The following is a 15,537-nucleotide window of genomic DNA, read 5'->3' as shown; positions in this document are numbered from 1 at the left end:
GCGGCCGCCCGTGCCGGGCCGCCGCGCGGGCGCCTGCGGTTTTCGCGGGTCTGCGCGCGCGCGAGGCGCTCCAGGTAGTCTGCCTGGGTGATCTCGACCGCGCCGAGCGAGGCGAGGTGCGAGGTGATGAACTGGCAGTCGAGCAGCGTCACGCCCGCCCGTGCGAGCGAGGCGACCAGCCAGCACAGCGCGACCTTTGACGCATCGCGCTCGCGCGAGAACATGCTCTCTCCGCAGAACACCCGGTCAAATCCCACACCGTAGAGCCCGCCCACGAGCTGGCGGACGGGCGGGCCGTCGCCCGTTGGGGCAGGCGATTCGCGCCAGCATTCGATCGAATGGGCAAGCCCCATGTGATGGAGCGCTTCGTAGCTTTTCTGGATGCGATGGCTGATCCAGCTGCTGCCGTCTTCCTCTTCTTCGCCTGCGGTCTCATCGCCGATTCGCGCGCGGGGCGGACGCGGCGCGGCGCAGGCGTCCATCACTTGCGCGAAGGCGGCGTTGCAGGTGACGCGGAAGCGTTCCCGGCGCAGTGTGCGGGCCAGCGAATGCGAAACGTGCAGTCCATCGATCGGAAGGATGGCGCGCATGCGCGGCTCGACCCAGAAGATTTCCGGGTCATCGCGGCTGTCGGCCATCGGGAAAATGCCGCTGCGATAGGCGAGCATGAGGATTTCGGGCTCGATCAGGTCGGTCGATGAGGGCGCTTCCACGCACAGAAGACTAGCAGATGCATTGAGGGCGCAAAGCCCTTTTGCGCGCTCATTTCGAACCTTGTGCGAGCAAGATGCAAATTAGGTGCTTGTCATCGCGCATCACACCCTCTAGAGGCCACGCCACCCGCAGGAGTGTAGCTCAGTTGGTAGAGCATCGGTCTCCAAAACCGAGGGCCGCGGGTTCGAATCCTGCCACTCCTGCCAGTTTCTCCCGAACATCGCCGCTAAACACGCTCCCGCTCTCAAGGCCGGGCGGCTGTTGCCGTGCCGGGGCGCTTTCGCGTGCGGGCATCGCCCGCTCTGGCCGGTGCTACGCGGGTCGGCGCGACGCGGCGCGATTCGGTGAACCGAGCGCGCACTTGCCAATTGCGGCGGCCCGATTATGGGAGCCAGACCGGGTTGCGGCGCAACGTGTCGTTCGCGAATTCGGTCAGCCGCCCTGGTGGACGGGGCGCGCGGGCAGACAAGCGAGGCCAGCCTTCGGGATATGACGGAACAGTCGCAGATGGACGAAAGCGTAGGGACCGCAGGCGCGGCCACCGGTGGTGAACACAGCCCTGTCGAGGGTTCCTCGCCCGGCGTCGTGACGCCCGGTGCGCCCAGGGCGCGCACCGATCGGGTGTTCTGGATCGGTATCCTGCTCTCGCTGTTCGCCGCGCTGCCCGCGCTGGTCGCCTGGGCGCCGCAGATGACCGACTACCCCTCGCACCTGGCGGGTTACAAGGTCATGATGGCGCACGGGCGCGATCCCTTTCTGACCTTGTATTTTCTGTTCCGCTGGGAGTGGACCGGGAACCTGGGCGTCGAGCTGCTGATGGTGCCCATGGCGCCGATCTTCGGGGTCGAGATGGCCGGGCGGATCATCGTGGCGCTGATCCCGGCGCTGACGGGTCTGGGCATCGTCGCGGTGTCCTGGGCGCTGCGGCGCCGGGTCGGGATCGGTCCGATCCTGGCGCTGGTGACGATCTGGTCGCCCTCGCTCCTGATGGGATTCCTCAACTTCTCGCTCTCGCTGGCGCTGGCGCTGTTCGCCTTTGCGCTGTGGGTGCGCATGGAGGGTTCGCACTGGCGGCGTCTGGTGATGATCCCGGTGGGCTTCGTGGTGTGGCTGTGCCACGTCTCGGGGTGGGGCATCCTGGGGGTCATGGTGTTCGGCTACGAGTGGACGCGGCGCAGCAGCTGGCGCGACTGGCGCCCGTTCCTGGCGCCCTGGCCGCTGATCTTCCCGCTGCTGCCGATGCTGGCGGGCATGGGGGCCAATTCGCAGGTGTCTTACGGGCGTTGGGGCGTGCTCGAATACAAGTGGGCGATTCTCTACCGGGCGCTGCGCAGCTACGACTACCTGTTCGACGTTTCGACGCTGGTGGTGGTCCTGCTGGTCGCCTTCGTGGCGCTGGTGGTCAAGCGGATCGACGGCCGGCTGGGCTGGGCGGCGCTGCTGATGTTCTTCCTCACGCTGGCGGTGCCGCGCCAGATCTTCGGCGGCGACTATGCCGACTACCGCCTGAGCACCACCGCGCTGATGCTGTTGCTGATGGCGGTCGATTTTCGTTCGAAGGTCCCGCTCTGGCTGCTCGTGGGGGGCTCGCTGCTGTTCGTCTCGCGCACCACGCTGACCTCGGTGGTGTGGTACCGCGACGCGCAGACCGCACGCGAGCTGATCCGCGCGCTCGACTACGTGCCCGAAGGCGCCAGGGTGGCGACCGCGGTGGGCATCCCGACGCGCCAGTGGTTCTTCGGTCCGTTCGAACACTTCGGCAGCTACGCCGTGGTGCGCCGCGACGCGATGGAGAATTCCAACTTCGCGTTGCCCGACGTCCACATGCTTTCGATGCGCGAACAGCGCTACAGCTTCGCCGATCCTTCGCAGCGCATTCTTTATTCGCCCAACCAGCGCATCGATCTTCGCAAGTTCCGTCCGGCCTTCCACGCCGACTACCTGTGGTACATCGGCACCTCGCAGCCCGTGGCGCTGCCCGATGGCGCGCATATCGTCTATGAGACGAGCAATTCCTTCCTTGCGCGCATGCCCGACGCGGTGGACCTTGCAAATCCGGCCGATGGAAGCTAAATCACCCTTCTCTTCCGACATCGGGAAATCATGAAAGCCCCTCCTGGCACCGGCCGGGACGGCGATGAGCCCTAGCTGGAAGACATGTAACCATACCCATTTTGCATTCACGCAATCAGGCAAGAAATACGAGAGCGAGCGACATGGCCAAGATCAATCCCGGCGAATTCATGCGCCAGGTCCAGGCGGAAACGCGCAAGATCCACTGGCCCTCGCGCCAGGAAACGGTGACGACGGCGATTTTCGTCGGCATCATGACGGTGCTGCTCGCGGTGTTCTTCCTGGGCATCGATGCGCTGTTCGGCTGGGTCGTCAGCTCGCTGCTGTCGTTCCTGTGATCGCCTGAAACCTGTAGACCCAAAGAGAGAATCATGGCCCGCTGGTACATCATCCACGCCTATTCCGGCTTCGAGAACAAGGTGAAGGAAGCCATCATCGCCGAGGCCGAACGCATGGGCCTCTCGCAGCTCGTCGAGGACATCCAGGTCCCGTCCGAGACGGTGACCGAGGTCAAGCGCGGCAAGAAGGTCCAGGTCGAACGCAAGACCATGCCCGGCTACGTGCTGGCCAAGCTCGGCCTGAACGACGACGTCTACCACCTCATCAAGAACACCCCGAAGGTTTCGGGCTTCCTGGGGGTGAACGGCAAGCCGCAGGCGATCAGCGAGAGCGAGGCTTCGCGTTACTTCGGTGCCGCCGAAGCGGCCGCCGCCGAGCCGCGCAAGCAGGTCAGTGTCGACTACGAGATCGGCGATTCGGTCAAGGTGCTCGAAGGGCCCTTCGCCAGCTTCAACGGCATCGTCGAGGAACTCGATTTCGACAAGAGCCGGGTCAAGGTCTCGGTCTCGATCTTCGGGCGCGCGACTCCGGTCGAACTCGATTTCGAGCACGTCGAACTCAGCAAGTAAGCGCCGGGCGCCACGCGGCGTCGGTGAACATTTTGAAAAAAGGGGCAGTGCCGGTTGTGGCGCTGCCCCTTTTTCGTGGCGGGCGGGGCGGCCCTTCAGGCCGGGACGTAGAGGGTCAGGCTGAGCCGCGCCTGTTCGACGAAGCCGAGCCGGGTGTAGACCCCGATCGCGGTGTGGTTGTCGGCGTAGGAGTGGAGGATCGGCAGGCGGCCGCCGTCCAAGATGTCGAGCGCGGCGCGTTGCGAAAGAAGCGGGGCAAGCCCGCGTCCGCGCGCGTCGGGGTGGGTGCACACCGCGCTCACTTCGGCGACGGCGCCGGTGCGGATGCGCTGCCCGGCCATCGCCAAGAGCCGACCATCTTCGCGCACGCCCCAGAAACGCCCGAGTTCGCCGGTGCGCGGGCCGAACGGGCCGGGCTCGGTCAGCGTGGCCAGCGCGAGCATCTCGGCAAAGTCGGCCGGGCCCAGTTCCTCGATCGTGACGCGCCGGTCCGCCTGTGCGCGCGCGAAGTCGGCCGCCATGCGCGCGGCGCCTTGGGCGCTGAGCATCATGCGCAGGCCAAGCGCTTGGCGCGCCTGTTGCGCGCGGGGAATCTCCGGCGCCGGGCCGGGCTGCATCAGTGCGAGCGGGCCGGTTTCGTGGAGCAGGCGTGACAGGGCCGCGCGGCACGCCTCGCTGTCCTCGCGCATTCCGGCGAGTGGCCCGATGTCGGGATGGAAGCGCCGGGCATCTCCATCACCAAGGGCAAAGCGGGCCTGCTCGCCCGACAGCGCGGTCCACAGCAGCGGGCCGGTGAGGTCCGCAGGAGCCGGGGCATCGGGGTGCGCGGGCGTTTCGGGGGGCGACAGGCAATCGTTGGAAGGAGGCATGGCGGACGGGACCTTGGCTGGGGTGACAGGGGAAAGCGCGGCAATGCGCTGTGGCAGGGGGCTGGCGGCCAGCCCGGCGTCGAGCCGATCGAGATAGGCGAGCAGATCGTCGGCGGGGGGCGTGCACAGGCTGGCGACGGCGGCTTCGACGCGGGCGAAGAACTGGCTCGAGAGCGCGGCGATCACCGCATCGCCCTGCGCGGTGAGGCCGACCTCGCGCTGGCGCGCGTCACGCCGGGTCGGGGTTGAGTAGGCCAGTCCGTCCTGCACCAGCTGGCCCAGGCTGCGGGTGACGGCAGGCTGGCTCACGTCGAGCCGGGCAACCAGCGTGCCGACCGTCATAGGCCCTTCGCGCAAGGCCTGGAGGATCGGGACTTGCGCTGGCTGAACCGTGTAGCCCGCCGCGCGGAAGGCTTCGGCAACGCCCGCCTGCAGGCGTTCGCCGAGCCGGCGAAAGCGGCTGCCCAGCGTCATGTAACCCATTTCGGCGATGAGGTCGCCGGGGGATGATTCGATTTCCATATCACGCTATATATCGTGCGATTGAAATGACGGGAAGAGCCCGCCGGGCGCGGCGCAAGGCGGTTTCGACAGACCCCTTTTCTTTTCGTGCGATTTCGCGTAATGGCCGCGCCTTCGGACCGGGTACGTCCTGGTGCGATTCCCGGCGGGAGAGGGCGCGACGTTCCGTCAAGCCCTCGCCGAACCGCTAAACATGAGAACGCCGTGTCCGGCGTTCGACAGTGTGAAAGGAGGCCATCATGGCCAAGAAGATTACCGGCTACATCAAGCTGCAGGTGCCTGCGGGCGCTGCCAACCCCTCGCCGCCGATCGGTCCGGCGCTGGGTCAGCGCGGCGTGAACATCATGGAATTCTGCAAGGCGTTCAACGCGTCGACCCAGGAGATGGAAAAGGGCATGCCGATCCCCACCATCATCACGGTCTATGCGGATCGCAGCTTCACCTTCGTCACCAAGACCCCGCCCGCCAGCTTCCTCATCAAGAAGGCCGCCAACCTCAAGTCCGGCTCGAAGGAGCCCGGCAAGATTTCGGCCGGCAAGATCGCGCGCTCGAAGCTTTCCGAGATCGCGGAAGTCAAGATGAAGGATCTCAACGCCAACGACATCGAAGCGGCTACCCGCATCATCGAAGGCTCGGCCCGCGCGATGGGCCTCGAAGTGGTGGAGGGCTGATCTGATGGCCAAGGTTACCAAGAAGCAGAAGTCGCTGACCGAAAAGCTGGGCGACAACATGAAGCTCTACGCCGTTGGCGAAGCGCTCCAGACCCTGCGTGATCTCAAGACCACCAAGTTCGACGAGACCATCGAAGTCGCGATGAACCTGGGCGTCGATCCGCGTCACGCCGACCAGATGGTCCGTGGCATGGTCTCGCTCCCGGCCGGCACCGGCAAGACCGTCAAGGTCGCCGTGTTCGCCAAGGGCGACAAGGCTGACGAGGCTCTCGCCGCTGGCGCCGACAAGGTCGGTGCGGAAGACCTGATGGAAGACATGCAGGCCGGCAACCTCAACTACGACCGCGTCATCGCGACCCCGGACATGATGGGCGTCGTGGGCCGTCTGGGTAAGCTGCTCGGCCCCAAGGGCCTGATGCCGAACCCGAAGCTGGGCACCGTGACGCCGAACGTCACGCAGGCCGTGAAGGACGCCAAGGGCGGCCAGATCGAGTTCCGCGTCGAAAAGCAGGGCATCATCCACGCTGGCATCGGCAAGATGTCGTTCTCCGACGAAGATCTGCAGAAGAACTTCTCGGCGTTCGTCGATGCGATCGTCAAGGCGAAGCCCTCGGGCGCCAAGGGCAAGTACGTCCAGAAGATCGCCCTGAGCTCGTCGATGGGCCCGGGTCTCAAGATCGACACCGCGCAGGTTCAGGGCGCCTGAGCCCAACCGGACGGTTGATTGCAAAAAGGCCGGTGGGGGCAACCCCGCCGGCCTTTTTCGTGCGCGCTCGCGGCGTAGTTAAGAATGCCTGCTGGGTCAGCTCATCGCCAGGATCAGGTTCTTGACCTGGGGGTAGACCTGGGTCTTCCATTTCGAGCCCGAGAACGTGCCGTAATGGCCGACGCCGGGCTGGAGGTGGTGCTGCTTGAGATGCGGGCGCAGGCTGGAGCACAAGAGGTGCGCGGCCGCGGTCTGTCCCACCGCGCAGATATCGTCGCGCTCGCCCTCGACGGTGAGCAGCGCGGTCTTGCGGATCGCCCCGCAGTCGACCTTGTGCCCGCGAAAGGTCAATTCGCCGCGCGCGAGCAATGCGCGCTGGAAGACCTGGTCGATCGTCTCGAGATAGAAACGGGCCGGAAGGTCGAGGACCGCGAAATACTCGTCGTAGAACGTCTCGATCTTGGTCGCGAGGCTGGCATCGTCCTCGGCAAGTGCCTGGTAAAGCTTGCGGAACTGGTCGAAGTGGCGGCCCATGTTCATCGCCATGAACGCGCTTAGCTGCACGAAGCCGGGATAGACCTTGCGCCCCGCGCCGCGATGGCGCCAGGGCACGGTCTGGATCATGTTCGCCTCGAACCATTCGTAGCTTTTCGAATTGGCGAGATCGTTGACCGACGTGGGCGATTCGCGCACGTCGATCGGCCCGCCCATCAGGGTCATCGTGCGAGGCTGGCACGGGTCGTTTTCTCCCGCCATGACCGCAACGGCGGCGAGCACCGGAACGCAGGGCTGGCACACCGCGAGCACGTTCGCGCCCTTGCGCTGCGCCGGATCGCCCAGTTCCTGCAGGAAGGTGATGACGTAGTCGATGTAGTCCTCGAACCCGAAATCGCCCGCGTGGAGCGGCACGTCGCGCGCGTTCTTCCAGTCGGTGATGTAGACGTCGTGGTCGCACAGCATCGTTTCAACGGTGTTGCGCAGCAGGGTGGAGAAATGGCCCGAGATCGGCGCCACGATCAGCACCCTGGGCTGCGGCGCGCTGACCTCGGGCTTGGCGAAGTGCAGGAGGTCACCGAAGGGCAGGTCGAGCACGACCTGTTCGACGACTTTCACGGAACGGTTGCCGCAGGACACCGTGTCGATCGCATAGGAGGGCCGGGTGTGGGTGATGGCGGCCTTCTGGTGCACTTCGGCGAGCGCGAAGAGGCGGCGCACGAAGGGCATGTCGCTGGCCCCGCCCAGCGCCCCGTCGCGAAAGCGCGTAGCCATGCGGGCGGCAAAGCGCGATGGGGCGAGCAGGTCGTTCGTGGCCTCGTAGGCGTCGTAGAGCATGGAGTGCATGGTCCCTTGGCGGCGCGTCCGTCGATAGGGCTCATGCTGCGCCGCATCATGATGCGATGCAAGCAAAACCGCCCGGTGTTCGGGGTGTATTTGCACCGTGCGTCGCGGGTGCGAGAGTGCTAGGGTGCGCAGGCCCCGGCAGATGGACAAAGGACATTCGCGATGGTTGAAACAGCTTCGAAAAGCGCCGTGGACACCCCGGACGAGACCAAGGCGAAGGGCAAGACCATGCCCGAGGCGACCCTGACGATTTCCAGCAAGACCTATTCGGCCTGGTCGCTGCGCGGCTGGTTGATGTGTCGGCTGGCCGGGCTCGAGGTGATCGAAAAGCCGGTCGTCAACGATGCCGCCAACCGCGCCGAATTGCTGCTGCTGTCGCCCTCGGTACTGGTGCCGCGGCTGACTTACGACGGGGCGAGCGTGTGGGATACGCTGGCCATCGCCGAGTTCCTGAACGAGGAATTCCCCGAGGCCGGGCTCTACCCCAAGGATCGCATCGCGCGGGCGCACTGCCGTTCGATCGCGGGAGAGATCCATTCGGGGTTCACCAACATGCGCTCGGCGCTGCCGATGAATCTCAAGGTGCGGCATGAGCGTTTTCCGGTCTTTTCGGGGGCGCGCCCGGACATCGAGCGGGTCGAGACGATCTGGAGCGAATGCCTCTCGACCTGGGGCGGGCCGTTCCTGTTCGGCGCCGAGCCCACCGTGGCCGATGCGATGTACGCCCCCGTCGCCACGCGCTTCATTACTTATGCCGTGGCGGTGTCGGCGCCGTGCCTTGCCTATTGCAAGACGGTGACCGAATGGGCGCCGATGGCCGAGTGGATCGCCGCCGCCAAGGCCGAGCCCGAGGAAATGGAAGAGCTCGAAGTCGAATTCTGAAGGGGTGTCCCTCGGCCCCCGCCAGCCTGAGTTTACGCCTTCGTGGGCCGGGCGCGCGAAATGCGCCTTCAGCGCCTTTGCCTGGTTCTGCGCCCTTCGGCGAAAACCTGTCCTGCAGCGGGGTATTCCGGGTTGCCCGGTCAGCGCGCGCTCGTGTCTGCACGCGCGATCGCATCCCAGCGGGTTGCGCGTGGGGTCAGGCACTCGGCCGGATCGGTGCGCGGGAAAAGGTCGCAGTTCCAGCCGATCATCTGGTGGTGGGTGTTGCGGTCGTAGATGAAGAGAAAGGCCATGCGCGCGCGGCTCACCTGTGGGATCGGAAAACCGGCAGGCAGAGCAGCGGGATCGGTCCAGCCCATGACCTTGCAGAACGCACGGCCTCTGCACACGTCGAGCGCGAGCAGCCCGAACGCACCGGGGTAGGCGCTGGGCAGGAGAAAGCCGAAGGCGTCGCCCTGCGGGTGGACGAGCGCCAGCGTGCTGCCACGCAGATTGACGCCGGGCAGAGCTTCCTCGGCACGCAGCGCGGCGGTTTGCGGGGCGATCGTGGAAAGGGTGCGGGTGCTTGTCGGCGCTACGCCGGCTTCTGCCTCCCGAGGGTCCGCGCCGCGATGCGCGAGGGCGTAGCGCGCCAGCCGGGGTTCAAACGGCTCGCTGGAGCTTTCCCGTTGGCTGAAGGCCGCGGCGCGGCCCCAGCCGCCCTTCCAGCGGAAGAAGATATGCGTGTGGACCTTGGCGATCTTGTCGAGTTCACCGCTCCAGGCGGGGCGCACCCAGTCGGTGTGGTAATGTGTCGCCCAGCCGACCGGAGCGTAGATCGCGCCATGGAGCGCTTCGTCCGCGATGCCTTGCGCTTCGCGCCACAGCGAGGCGATGGGGGAACGTTCCATCGCGCCATCGCAGGTAAACGTGAACTGGCACCCGGTGTGCCGTTCGGCGCCCTGGTAGACCACCGCGCAGACCGAGTTGGGGTAAGCCGGGTGGCGTACCCGGTTGAGCACGACCTGGGCGACGGCGCGTTGCCCTTCGAGGTCGAACCCGGCCTCGTAGTATTGCGCGCTCGCAAGGCAATCGCGTGCGCGCGCCAGACTGGCGGCATCGCCGGTGAAGCGAAAGGCGCTGGCCGCCGGCACCGGACCGGCGACGAAGGGCGTTGCCGCGTTGAGCCGCCGCGCCGTGTCGGCGGAAATGTCGAGGCTCGGCGGCGCGGCGTCGGGCCGTGCGGGAAGGTCCGCCAGGGCTGCGGGGAAGCGATCATGGTCCGCGGTGTCGGGGGCTTTCAACGCAGCGGCGCTGGCGCCATCGGCGTGATGTCCGCTGCCCGCCAGCGCCAGCGCGCAGGCGCAGGCGCAGGCCTGCAGAAAGGTCAGGACTGGTAGAGTAGGTCGAAAATGGAGCGATTGCGCGCGGCGCGCGGGTTCACGTTGCGGGCGCCCTTTGGGGGTTGGCCCGCGAAGAAGCGGCGGTGGTGCGAACGGGAACGTCCCCGGCGCATGGCGTTCGCCCGCAGACCAGGCTTCGCGCGTGCCGAACAACCCTGGTAGCGGGCGGCGGCGTGCCGCGCCCTCGGCCTGCGCGCAGGCCTGGGTGATCGAGCGGGCCAGCGTATCGATGCGGTGATCGATCGTGGTGGGCTGGCGCGTCACCGGGGGGGCGCTCCGCTCGCCGGGGAACTGGTGGGGGCGGGGGTGATCGGCTGGAGGGGATCGGCCAGATCGCGGCTCCAGCCATAATCGCCCGGAGTTTCGCTCTGGATGGTGGCCTTGCGGTGCGCGGCGGGCTGAAGCAGTCGGTCGACGGGTTCGAGGACCAGGCGCAACGGCATTCCGGCGAAGGCCGCAAGGGTCGAGGTGCGCTGATCGGGGTCGTAGGGGCCGCGCGCGGTCAGCGTCTCGATCGAGAGCGTGCCGGCATCGCGCATCAGCGCAAGCTGGCGCAGGCCGATCTCAGCTTCGGCCTGGGCGGCGGCGATGCGCGCGCTGAGCAGATCGTTGGTCACGTCAAGCACGTCGCGCAAGGTTCGGATGCCCGAGGTTTCCTGGCGCTTCACCCCGTCGACCGCACTTTCCGCCGCGCGTACCGCTGCGGCGTAGCGCGGCAGGGCCTGCCGGGCCGAACCGAGCAGGCTCCAGTCCGAAGCCAGTGTCTCGCGCATCGTACGGCGTGCTTCCTCGACATAGTGCTGGTCGGCCAGGTTGCGGGCGATGGCTTCGCGCAAGGACGCGGATTGCCGTCCGCCTGAATAGAGCTGCATCGTCAGGTTGACCCCGGCCACCACGCCTTCTTCGCGCCAGCTGTTCTGGTAATCGGTCACCGGCGCACGGTAGAGGGTGGAGAAGCCGTTGACCTGCGGGCGCATCTGCGCACGCTCGACCCGCACGTTCGCGCGTGAGGCCTGCTCCGTGAACTGCGCGGCGGCCAGCGAGGGGTTGTGCCTTTCGGCATCGACATAGAGCGTCTCGAGCGTGGACGGCGCCGGCAGCGTGGGCGGTGCGGCGAGTTCGTCGGGGTAATGGCCGACCAGCCGGCGGTAGCGCGCAGCGCTGATTTCCACCGTGGCGCGGGCGGCGATGACTCGCCCGGCGGCGAGTTCGAGGCGGTTGCTGGTCTGGTCGATGTCCGGTTCGGTGGAATCGCGCAGACGAAAGCGTGCGGCGGTAACCGAGCTTTGCTGGAGCAGGATATCGTAGTTCTCGACCGTGATCGCGTAGAGCGCGATGTCGCGACGCAGCGTGATATAGGCGTCGGCCACGTCGAGCAGGAGCTGCTGTTCCTTGGCGCGCAGGCTTTCGCGCGCGGCCTGGCGCGCGGCATCGGCGGCATCGATGGTCGAGGAGAGGCGCCCGGAGGTGAACAGCGGCTGGCTCAGCGATAGCTCGACAGTCGAGCCAAAACCGTCGTCGTGCGAGGGCAGGACACCGCCCCGGATACGCGCCGCGGTGAACTGGTGCGTCGCCGACAGCGAGAGGCTGGGCCCGTAGGCCGCCTTGGCCTGGACCACGCGTTCGTCCGCAGCCACCACCAGCTCGCGGTCGCCTTGCAATTGCGGGTTGCCTTCGTAGGCGGCGGCAAGCGCATCCTGAAGCGTTTCGGCCTTTCCGGCGCCTGCCGTCAGAAGCAGTGCTAGCGCACAAGTAGCGGTGGGGTAAGACAAACGGGCCAAGTAAAAGTACCTATCCTGTTGAAGGGAGGGTTTTTGGGACTGGCTTTTATTCAATCCGGAACAGAGGTGTTCTCTCTGTCGGTGTACGTCTTTCGCTGGTCTAATGCAGTGCGAGATTGTTCCAGACAGGACACAACTATGGATAGACAAGCCATCGACGGCGCGCTTTGGACCGGCTGCTCCATCCGGTGGCGCGTCGGGACGCGGAGGCGCGCGTGAACCCGTTCGGGCAGGTATCGGAGGACCTGCGCGCGGCCATGGCGCCGCTCGGCAAGGTGCTGGCGCCCATCCTGATCATCAGCAGCGCCTACAACATCCTGCTGTTGTCGGGATCGTTCTTCATGTTGCTGACTTATGACGACGTGCTGCCGAGCCGCAGCGTGCCGTCGCTGATCAGCCTGCTGCTGCTGGTGATGCTGGCCTACGCGTTCCAGGCGGTACTCGACGTCGTGCGCGGGCGGATCATGGTCCACGTCGGCTCGCGCTTCCTGGGCGCGACGAGCGAGCGGGTGCTCGACATCGTCTCGCGCTTCGAGCTGCGCCGCGGGCCGATGCCCAATGGTGCGCAGATCGTGCGCGATGCCGATACGGTGCGGGCCTTCCTGTCGAGCAGCGGACCGCTGGCCATCCTCGATCTGCCCTGGATCGTGATCTATCTTCTGATCCTGAGCGTGTTTCACTGGAGCCTGGGGCTGCTCGCGCTGGGCGGGGTGGGGGTGCTGGTGACGCTGATGATCGTCAACAACCGCACCACCGGGCCCTTGGCGCTGGCAACGATGCGATCGGGGGCGCGGCGCATCAATCTGGCCGAATCAACCATGCGCAATGCCGAAACACTGCGCGCGCTGGGGATGGAGGGCGAACGCCGCCGTCAGTGGCAGCGCGCCGAAGTCGAGTATCTCGATGCGAACGATCGCTTTTCCTACCTGTCGAGCACGCTGACCGGCGCGACCAAGGCGTTTCGCATGTTCCTGCAGTCGGCCACGCTGGCGCTGGGGGCCTTCCTGGTGATCGAAGGGCAGGCAACGGGCGGCATCATCATCGCCAGTTCGATCCTTTCTTCGCGCGCTTTGGCGCCGGTCGAGCAGGTGATCGCGCAATGGAAGAACATGGTCGCCTGCCGGCAGGCGCTCACGCGGATGCGCGAGATGATGGAGGCGATTCCCGCCGAGGCCGAGCCGATGGGGCTCGAGGCGCCGTGCGTAAGCCTTTCGGTTCGCGCCCTGGCGGCCGCACCTCCGGGCTCGAAGCGAGTCACGCTGGGCGATGTGCACTTCGACCTGAAGGCGGGCGACGCGCTGGCGGTGATCGGGCGCAGCGGTTCGGGCAAGACCACGCTGGCGCGCGCGGTCTGTGGAGTCTGGCCAGCCTTGCGTGGGGCGGTGCGGCTTGATGGCGCAACGCTCGATCAGTGGTCGTCGGCGCAGCGCGCGCGCTTCATGGGGTACGTGCCCCAGAAGATCGAGCTGTTCGAAGGTTCGATTGCGCAGAACATTGCGCGCTTTCAGGCCGGGGCGGATCGTGCTGCGGTTCTGGCCGCGGCTCGCGCGGCCGATTGCCATGACCTGATCGTGCGCCTCGAAGGGGGCTATGACGGGGCCATCGGGCCCGGCGGCGGCGGGCTTTCGGCCGGGCAGCAGCAGCGTATCGCACTTGCCCGTGCGCTTTACGGCGACCCCTTTCTGGTCGTGCTCGACGAGCCCAACAGCAATCTGGATCACGATGGTGAGCAGGCGCTGGGGCGGGCGATCGGGCATCTGCGCAAACGCGGCGGCATCGCCATCGTGATCGCGCACCGTCCTTCGATTCTGGCGCAGGTCAGCCATGTCCTGGTGATGAACGGGGGCAAGGTGGAAAGCTTCGAGACGCGAGAGGACTTTGAAAGGCGTGTGCGGACCACCGCGCAGGCCAAGATGTCGGTCTCTGGTGTCGCGGGTCGTAACGCCGAATCCAGATCAGGAGAGCCGGGCGCATCCGCAAGGACATCGGGTCCGGGCGAAAGCGAAACCGCCGACAGTAGCGAGACCGAGGAGCTTGGCCAATGAACGCCCCGGCACCGATCCTGGCCGCGCTTGCCGCGCCCGAACCCGAAGTCGAGATCCTTCCGGCCGAACGCTACGACGTTCCTGTCCCGAGCGATCACTCCGCGGGTATCCGTCGGCTCGTCCGGTTGGGGCTGGGCGCTGTCGCCACCCTGATCCTGGGTTTTTGCGGGCTTGTGGCGCTGTTGCCTATGGCCGGTGCGGTTATCGCTCCGGGCGAGGTGACGGTGGAGACCCACGTCAAGGAGATCTCGCATCCTTATGGCGGGGTCGCTTCGCAGATTCTCGTCAAGGAGGGGGACGCGGTGCACAAGGGGCAGGTGCTCGTTCGGCTCGACGATTCGGTCGCGGGCGCTCTGGCGACCTATGCGGGCGAAGGGCTGGACCAGCTGCTGGCGCGGGCCGCGCGCTTGCGGGCGATCCAGAACGGCTGGGATAGGGTTCACTTCCCCCGCGAGCTTCTGGCACGCTCCGCCGATCCTTCCGTGCGTGGAGTGATGAACGACGAGCGCGCCAGTTTCGCACTGGGCTATCGGGCAAGGCTCGACCAGATCGGGCAGTTGCAGGCGCGCGTGGCGCAATCCCAATCCGACAGCGCGACGTACTTGAGCCAGCTGCAGGCCTATGGCGAACAGGAAGGTCTTATCCGCCAGGAACTGGATCAGACGCGCGATCTGTACAAGGACCGGCTCACGACGCTCGATCGGCTCAATGCGCTTGAACGTTCGGCGGTCGGCGTGCGGGCTCAGCGCGAGGCGGCGCAGGCCGGGCTGGATCAGGCACGGGCGCGGATCGGTGAATTGCAGGTGCAGATGACGGGTGTGACCAGTCAGGCCCGCAGCGATGCGGCGCTTGAGCTGGGGCAAGTCGAAGCCGCGATCTCGGAGCGCCGCAAGGACAGCGCGGAAACCCGCGATCGCGCCGATCGCACGGCCATCCGGGCACCGCAGGACGGCGTGGTCGACAAATTGCGCGTGCGCACGCTGGGCAGTGTGGTTCCGGCCGGTGAGACGCTGATGGAGATCGTTCCGAAGGCGGATCGGCTGGTGGTGCGCGTGCAGATTCGGCCAACCGACATCGATCAGGTGGCTGTCGGGCGCAAGGCGCACATCCGCTTTTCCGCGCTCAATATGCGCACGACACCCGAACTGACGGGGACCGTGACCCAGGTGGCGGCCGACAGCACGGTCAATCAGTCGAGCGGGATTGCCTTCTATCCGGCCACAGTCTCCATTCCGGATGAAGAATTTCGTAAGCTAGAAAGTGCCCGAATTTCCGTTGGAATGCCGGTCGAGGTCTTTGTGCAGACGCAACAGCGCACGATACTTCAATACATAATTAGACCGCTATCGGATCAATTCAGGCGCGCGCTGCGGGAATAGTCGGGATACCAAGTAGACATTATTCCTAGGGTGAAACCGAAAGGGTGCCGAACCGGGTAGCAAACCATTGCTGCTGCGAACGAACCCTTGCGTCCAGCCCCAGGCCAGCACTTGGCGGACGAGAGCGTTCTATGCGTAAGGCTTGCGAAGACCTGAAGCCGTTTTGGAAGCGCGGGGCGCAACGGGCCCGGTCGACCCGGTGGCACAGGCCCCTAGGGCCGGTTGCGCCGCGCCCGAGTGGCGCTCGCGCTGCGGTTCGGGGGT

General features: G+C 66.3%; 13 protein-coding genes and 1 tRNA gene. 9 read left to right on the top strand and 5 right to left on the bottom strand.

The features are described 5' to 3' along the window. Positions 1-668: leucyl/phenylalanyl-tRNA--protein transferase (aat, locus tag MTR62_RS11475; protein WP_244020968.1), on the bottom strand; the 668-nt coding region annotated here is incomplete at its 3' end. Positions 669-844: 176 nt separating this feature from the next. On the opposite strand from aat, the gene MTR62_RS11470 reads away from it, so the two are divergent. The 4 genes from MTR62_RS11470 (at position 845) to nusG (ending at position 3,695) form a co-directional block, all read left to right on the top strand. Then, positions 845-920, top strand: a tRNA-Trp gene (locus MTR62_RS11470). Positions 921-1,221: 301 nt separating this feature from the next. Further along, positions 1,222-2,787: a hypothetical protein gene (locus MTR62_RS11465; RefSeq protein WP_244020964.1), complete on the top strand. Its 1,566-nt coding sequence runs from the start codon at positions 1,222-1,224 to the stop codon at positions 2,785-2,787. A gap of 143 nt (positions 2,788-2,930) precedes the next feature. After that, entirely contained in the window at positions 2,931-3,125 is a 195-nt protein-coding gene (secE, locus tag MTR62_RS11460) for a preprotein translocase subunit SecE (RefSeq protein WP_244020962.1), read from the top strand. Between the two features lie 33 nt (positions 3,126-3,158). Further along, on the top strand, positions 3,159-3,695 hold the full coding sequence (gene nusG / locus MTR62_RS11455) for a transcription termination/antitermination protein NusG (protein ID WP_244020960.1): 537 nt from the start codon (positions 3,159-3,161) through the stop codon (positions 3,693-3,695). A 95-nt stretch (positions 3,696-3,790) separates the two neighbouring features. On the opposite strand, the gene MTR62_RS11450 is transcribed toward nusG, so the two are convergent. Continuing rightward, positions 3,791-5,086, bottom strand: a complete 1,296-nt coding sequence (locus tag MTR62_RS11450) for a GNAT family N-acetyltransferase (protein WP_244020958.1) — start codon at positions 5,084-5,086, stop codon at positions 3,791-3,793. 239 nt (positions 5,087-5,325) lie between these two features. Here MTR62_RS11450 and rplK point away from each other — a divergent pair, with 239 nt between their 5' ends. Continuing rightward, the gene (gene rplK, locus MTR62_RS11445) at positions 5,326-5,757 is read left to right on the top strand and encodes a 50S ribosomal protein L11 (protein ID WP_214196898.1); all 432 of its coding nucleotides are present in this window, start codon (positions 5,326-5,328) and stop codon (positions 5,755-5,757) included. Between the two features lie 4 nt (positions 5,758-5,761). Next, positions 5,762-6,463 carry a 50S ribosomal protein L1 gene (gene rplA, locus MTR62_RS11440; protein WP_244020956.1) on the top strand — a complete coding sequence of 234 codons (702 nt, stop codon included), beginning with the start codon at positions 5,762-5,764 and terminating at the stop codon, positions 6,461-6,463. Between the two features lie 96 nt (positions 6,464-6,559). On the opposite strand, the gene MTR62_RS11435 is transcribed toward rplA, so the two are convergent. Next, positions 6,560-7,795: a polyhydroxyalkanoate depolymerase gene (locus MTR62_RS11435; RefSeq protein ID WP_244020954.1), complete on the bottom strand. Its 1,236-nt coding sequence runs from the start codon at positions 7,793-7,795 to the stop codon at positions 6,560-6,562. A 237-nt stretch (positions 7,796-8,032) separates the two neighbouring features. On the opposite strand from MTR62_RS11435, the gene MTR62_RS11430 reads away from it, so the two are divergent. Further along, positions 8,033-8,686 (top strand): glutathione S-transferase, encoded by a 654-nt coding sequence (locus MTR62_RS11430; protein WP_244020966.1) that lies wholly within the window; start codon positions 8,033-8,035, stop codon positions 8,684-8,686. A 140-nt stretch (positions 8,687-8,826) separates the two neighbouring features. On the opposite strand, the gene MTR62_RS11425 is transcribed toward MTR62_RS11430, so the two are convergent. Further along, complete coding sequence (locus tag MTR62_RS11425; RefSeq protein ID WP_244020952.1) at positions 8,827-10,332, bottom strand: cell wall hydrolase; 1,506 nt, start codon at positions 10,330-10,332, stop codon at positions 8,827-8,829. Further along, positions 10,329-11,849, bottom strand: a complete 1,521-nt coding sequence (locus MTR62_RS11420) for a TolC family outer membrane protein (RefSeq protein ID WP_244020950.1) — start codon at positions 11,847-11,849, stop codon at positions 10,329-10,331. The genes MTR62_RS11425 and MTR62_RS11420 overlap by 4 nt, the downstream gene beginning before the upstream one ends. A gap of 215 nt (positions 11,850-12,064) precedes the next feature. Here MTR62_RS11420 and MTR62_RS11415 point away from each other — a divergent pair, with 215 nt between their 5' ends. After that, the gene (locus tag MTR62_RS11415) at positions 12,065-13,894 is read left to right on the top strand and encodes a type I secretion system permease/ATPase (RefSeq protein WP_244020948.1); all 1,830 of its coding nucleotides are present in this window, start codon (positions 12,065-12,067) and stop codon (positions 13,892-13,894) included. Beyond that, positions 13,891-15,273, top strand: a complete 1,383-nt coding sequence (locus MTR62_RS11410) for an HlyD family type I secretion periplasmic adaptor subunit (RefSeq protein WP_244020946.1) — start codon at positions 13,891-13,893, stop codon at positions 15,271-15,273. Before MTR62_RS11415 ends, MTR62_RS11410 begins: the two co-directional genes overlap by 4 nt. Positions 15,274-15,537: the final 264 nt, after the last annotated feature.

This window comes from Novosphingobium organovorum, from assembly GCF_022832435.1.
GTDB lineage: Bacteria > Pseudomonadota > Alphaproteobacteria > Sphingomonadales > Sphingomonadaceae > Novosphingobium > Novosphingobium organovorum.
This window is presented reverse-complemented; position numbering and strand designations above follow the sequence as displayed.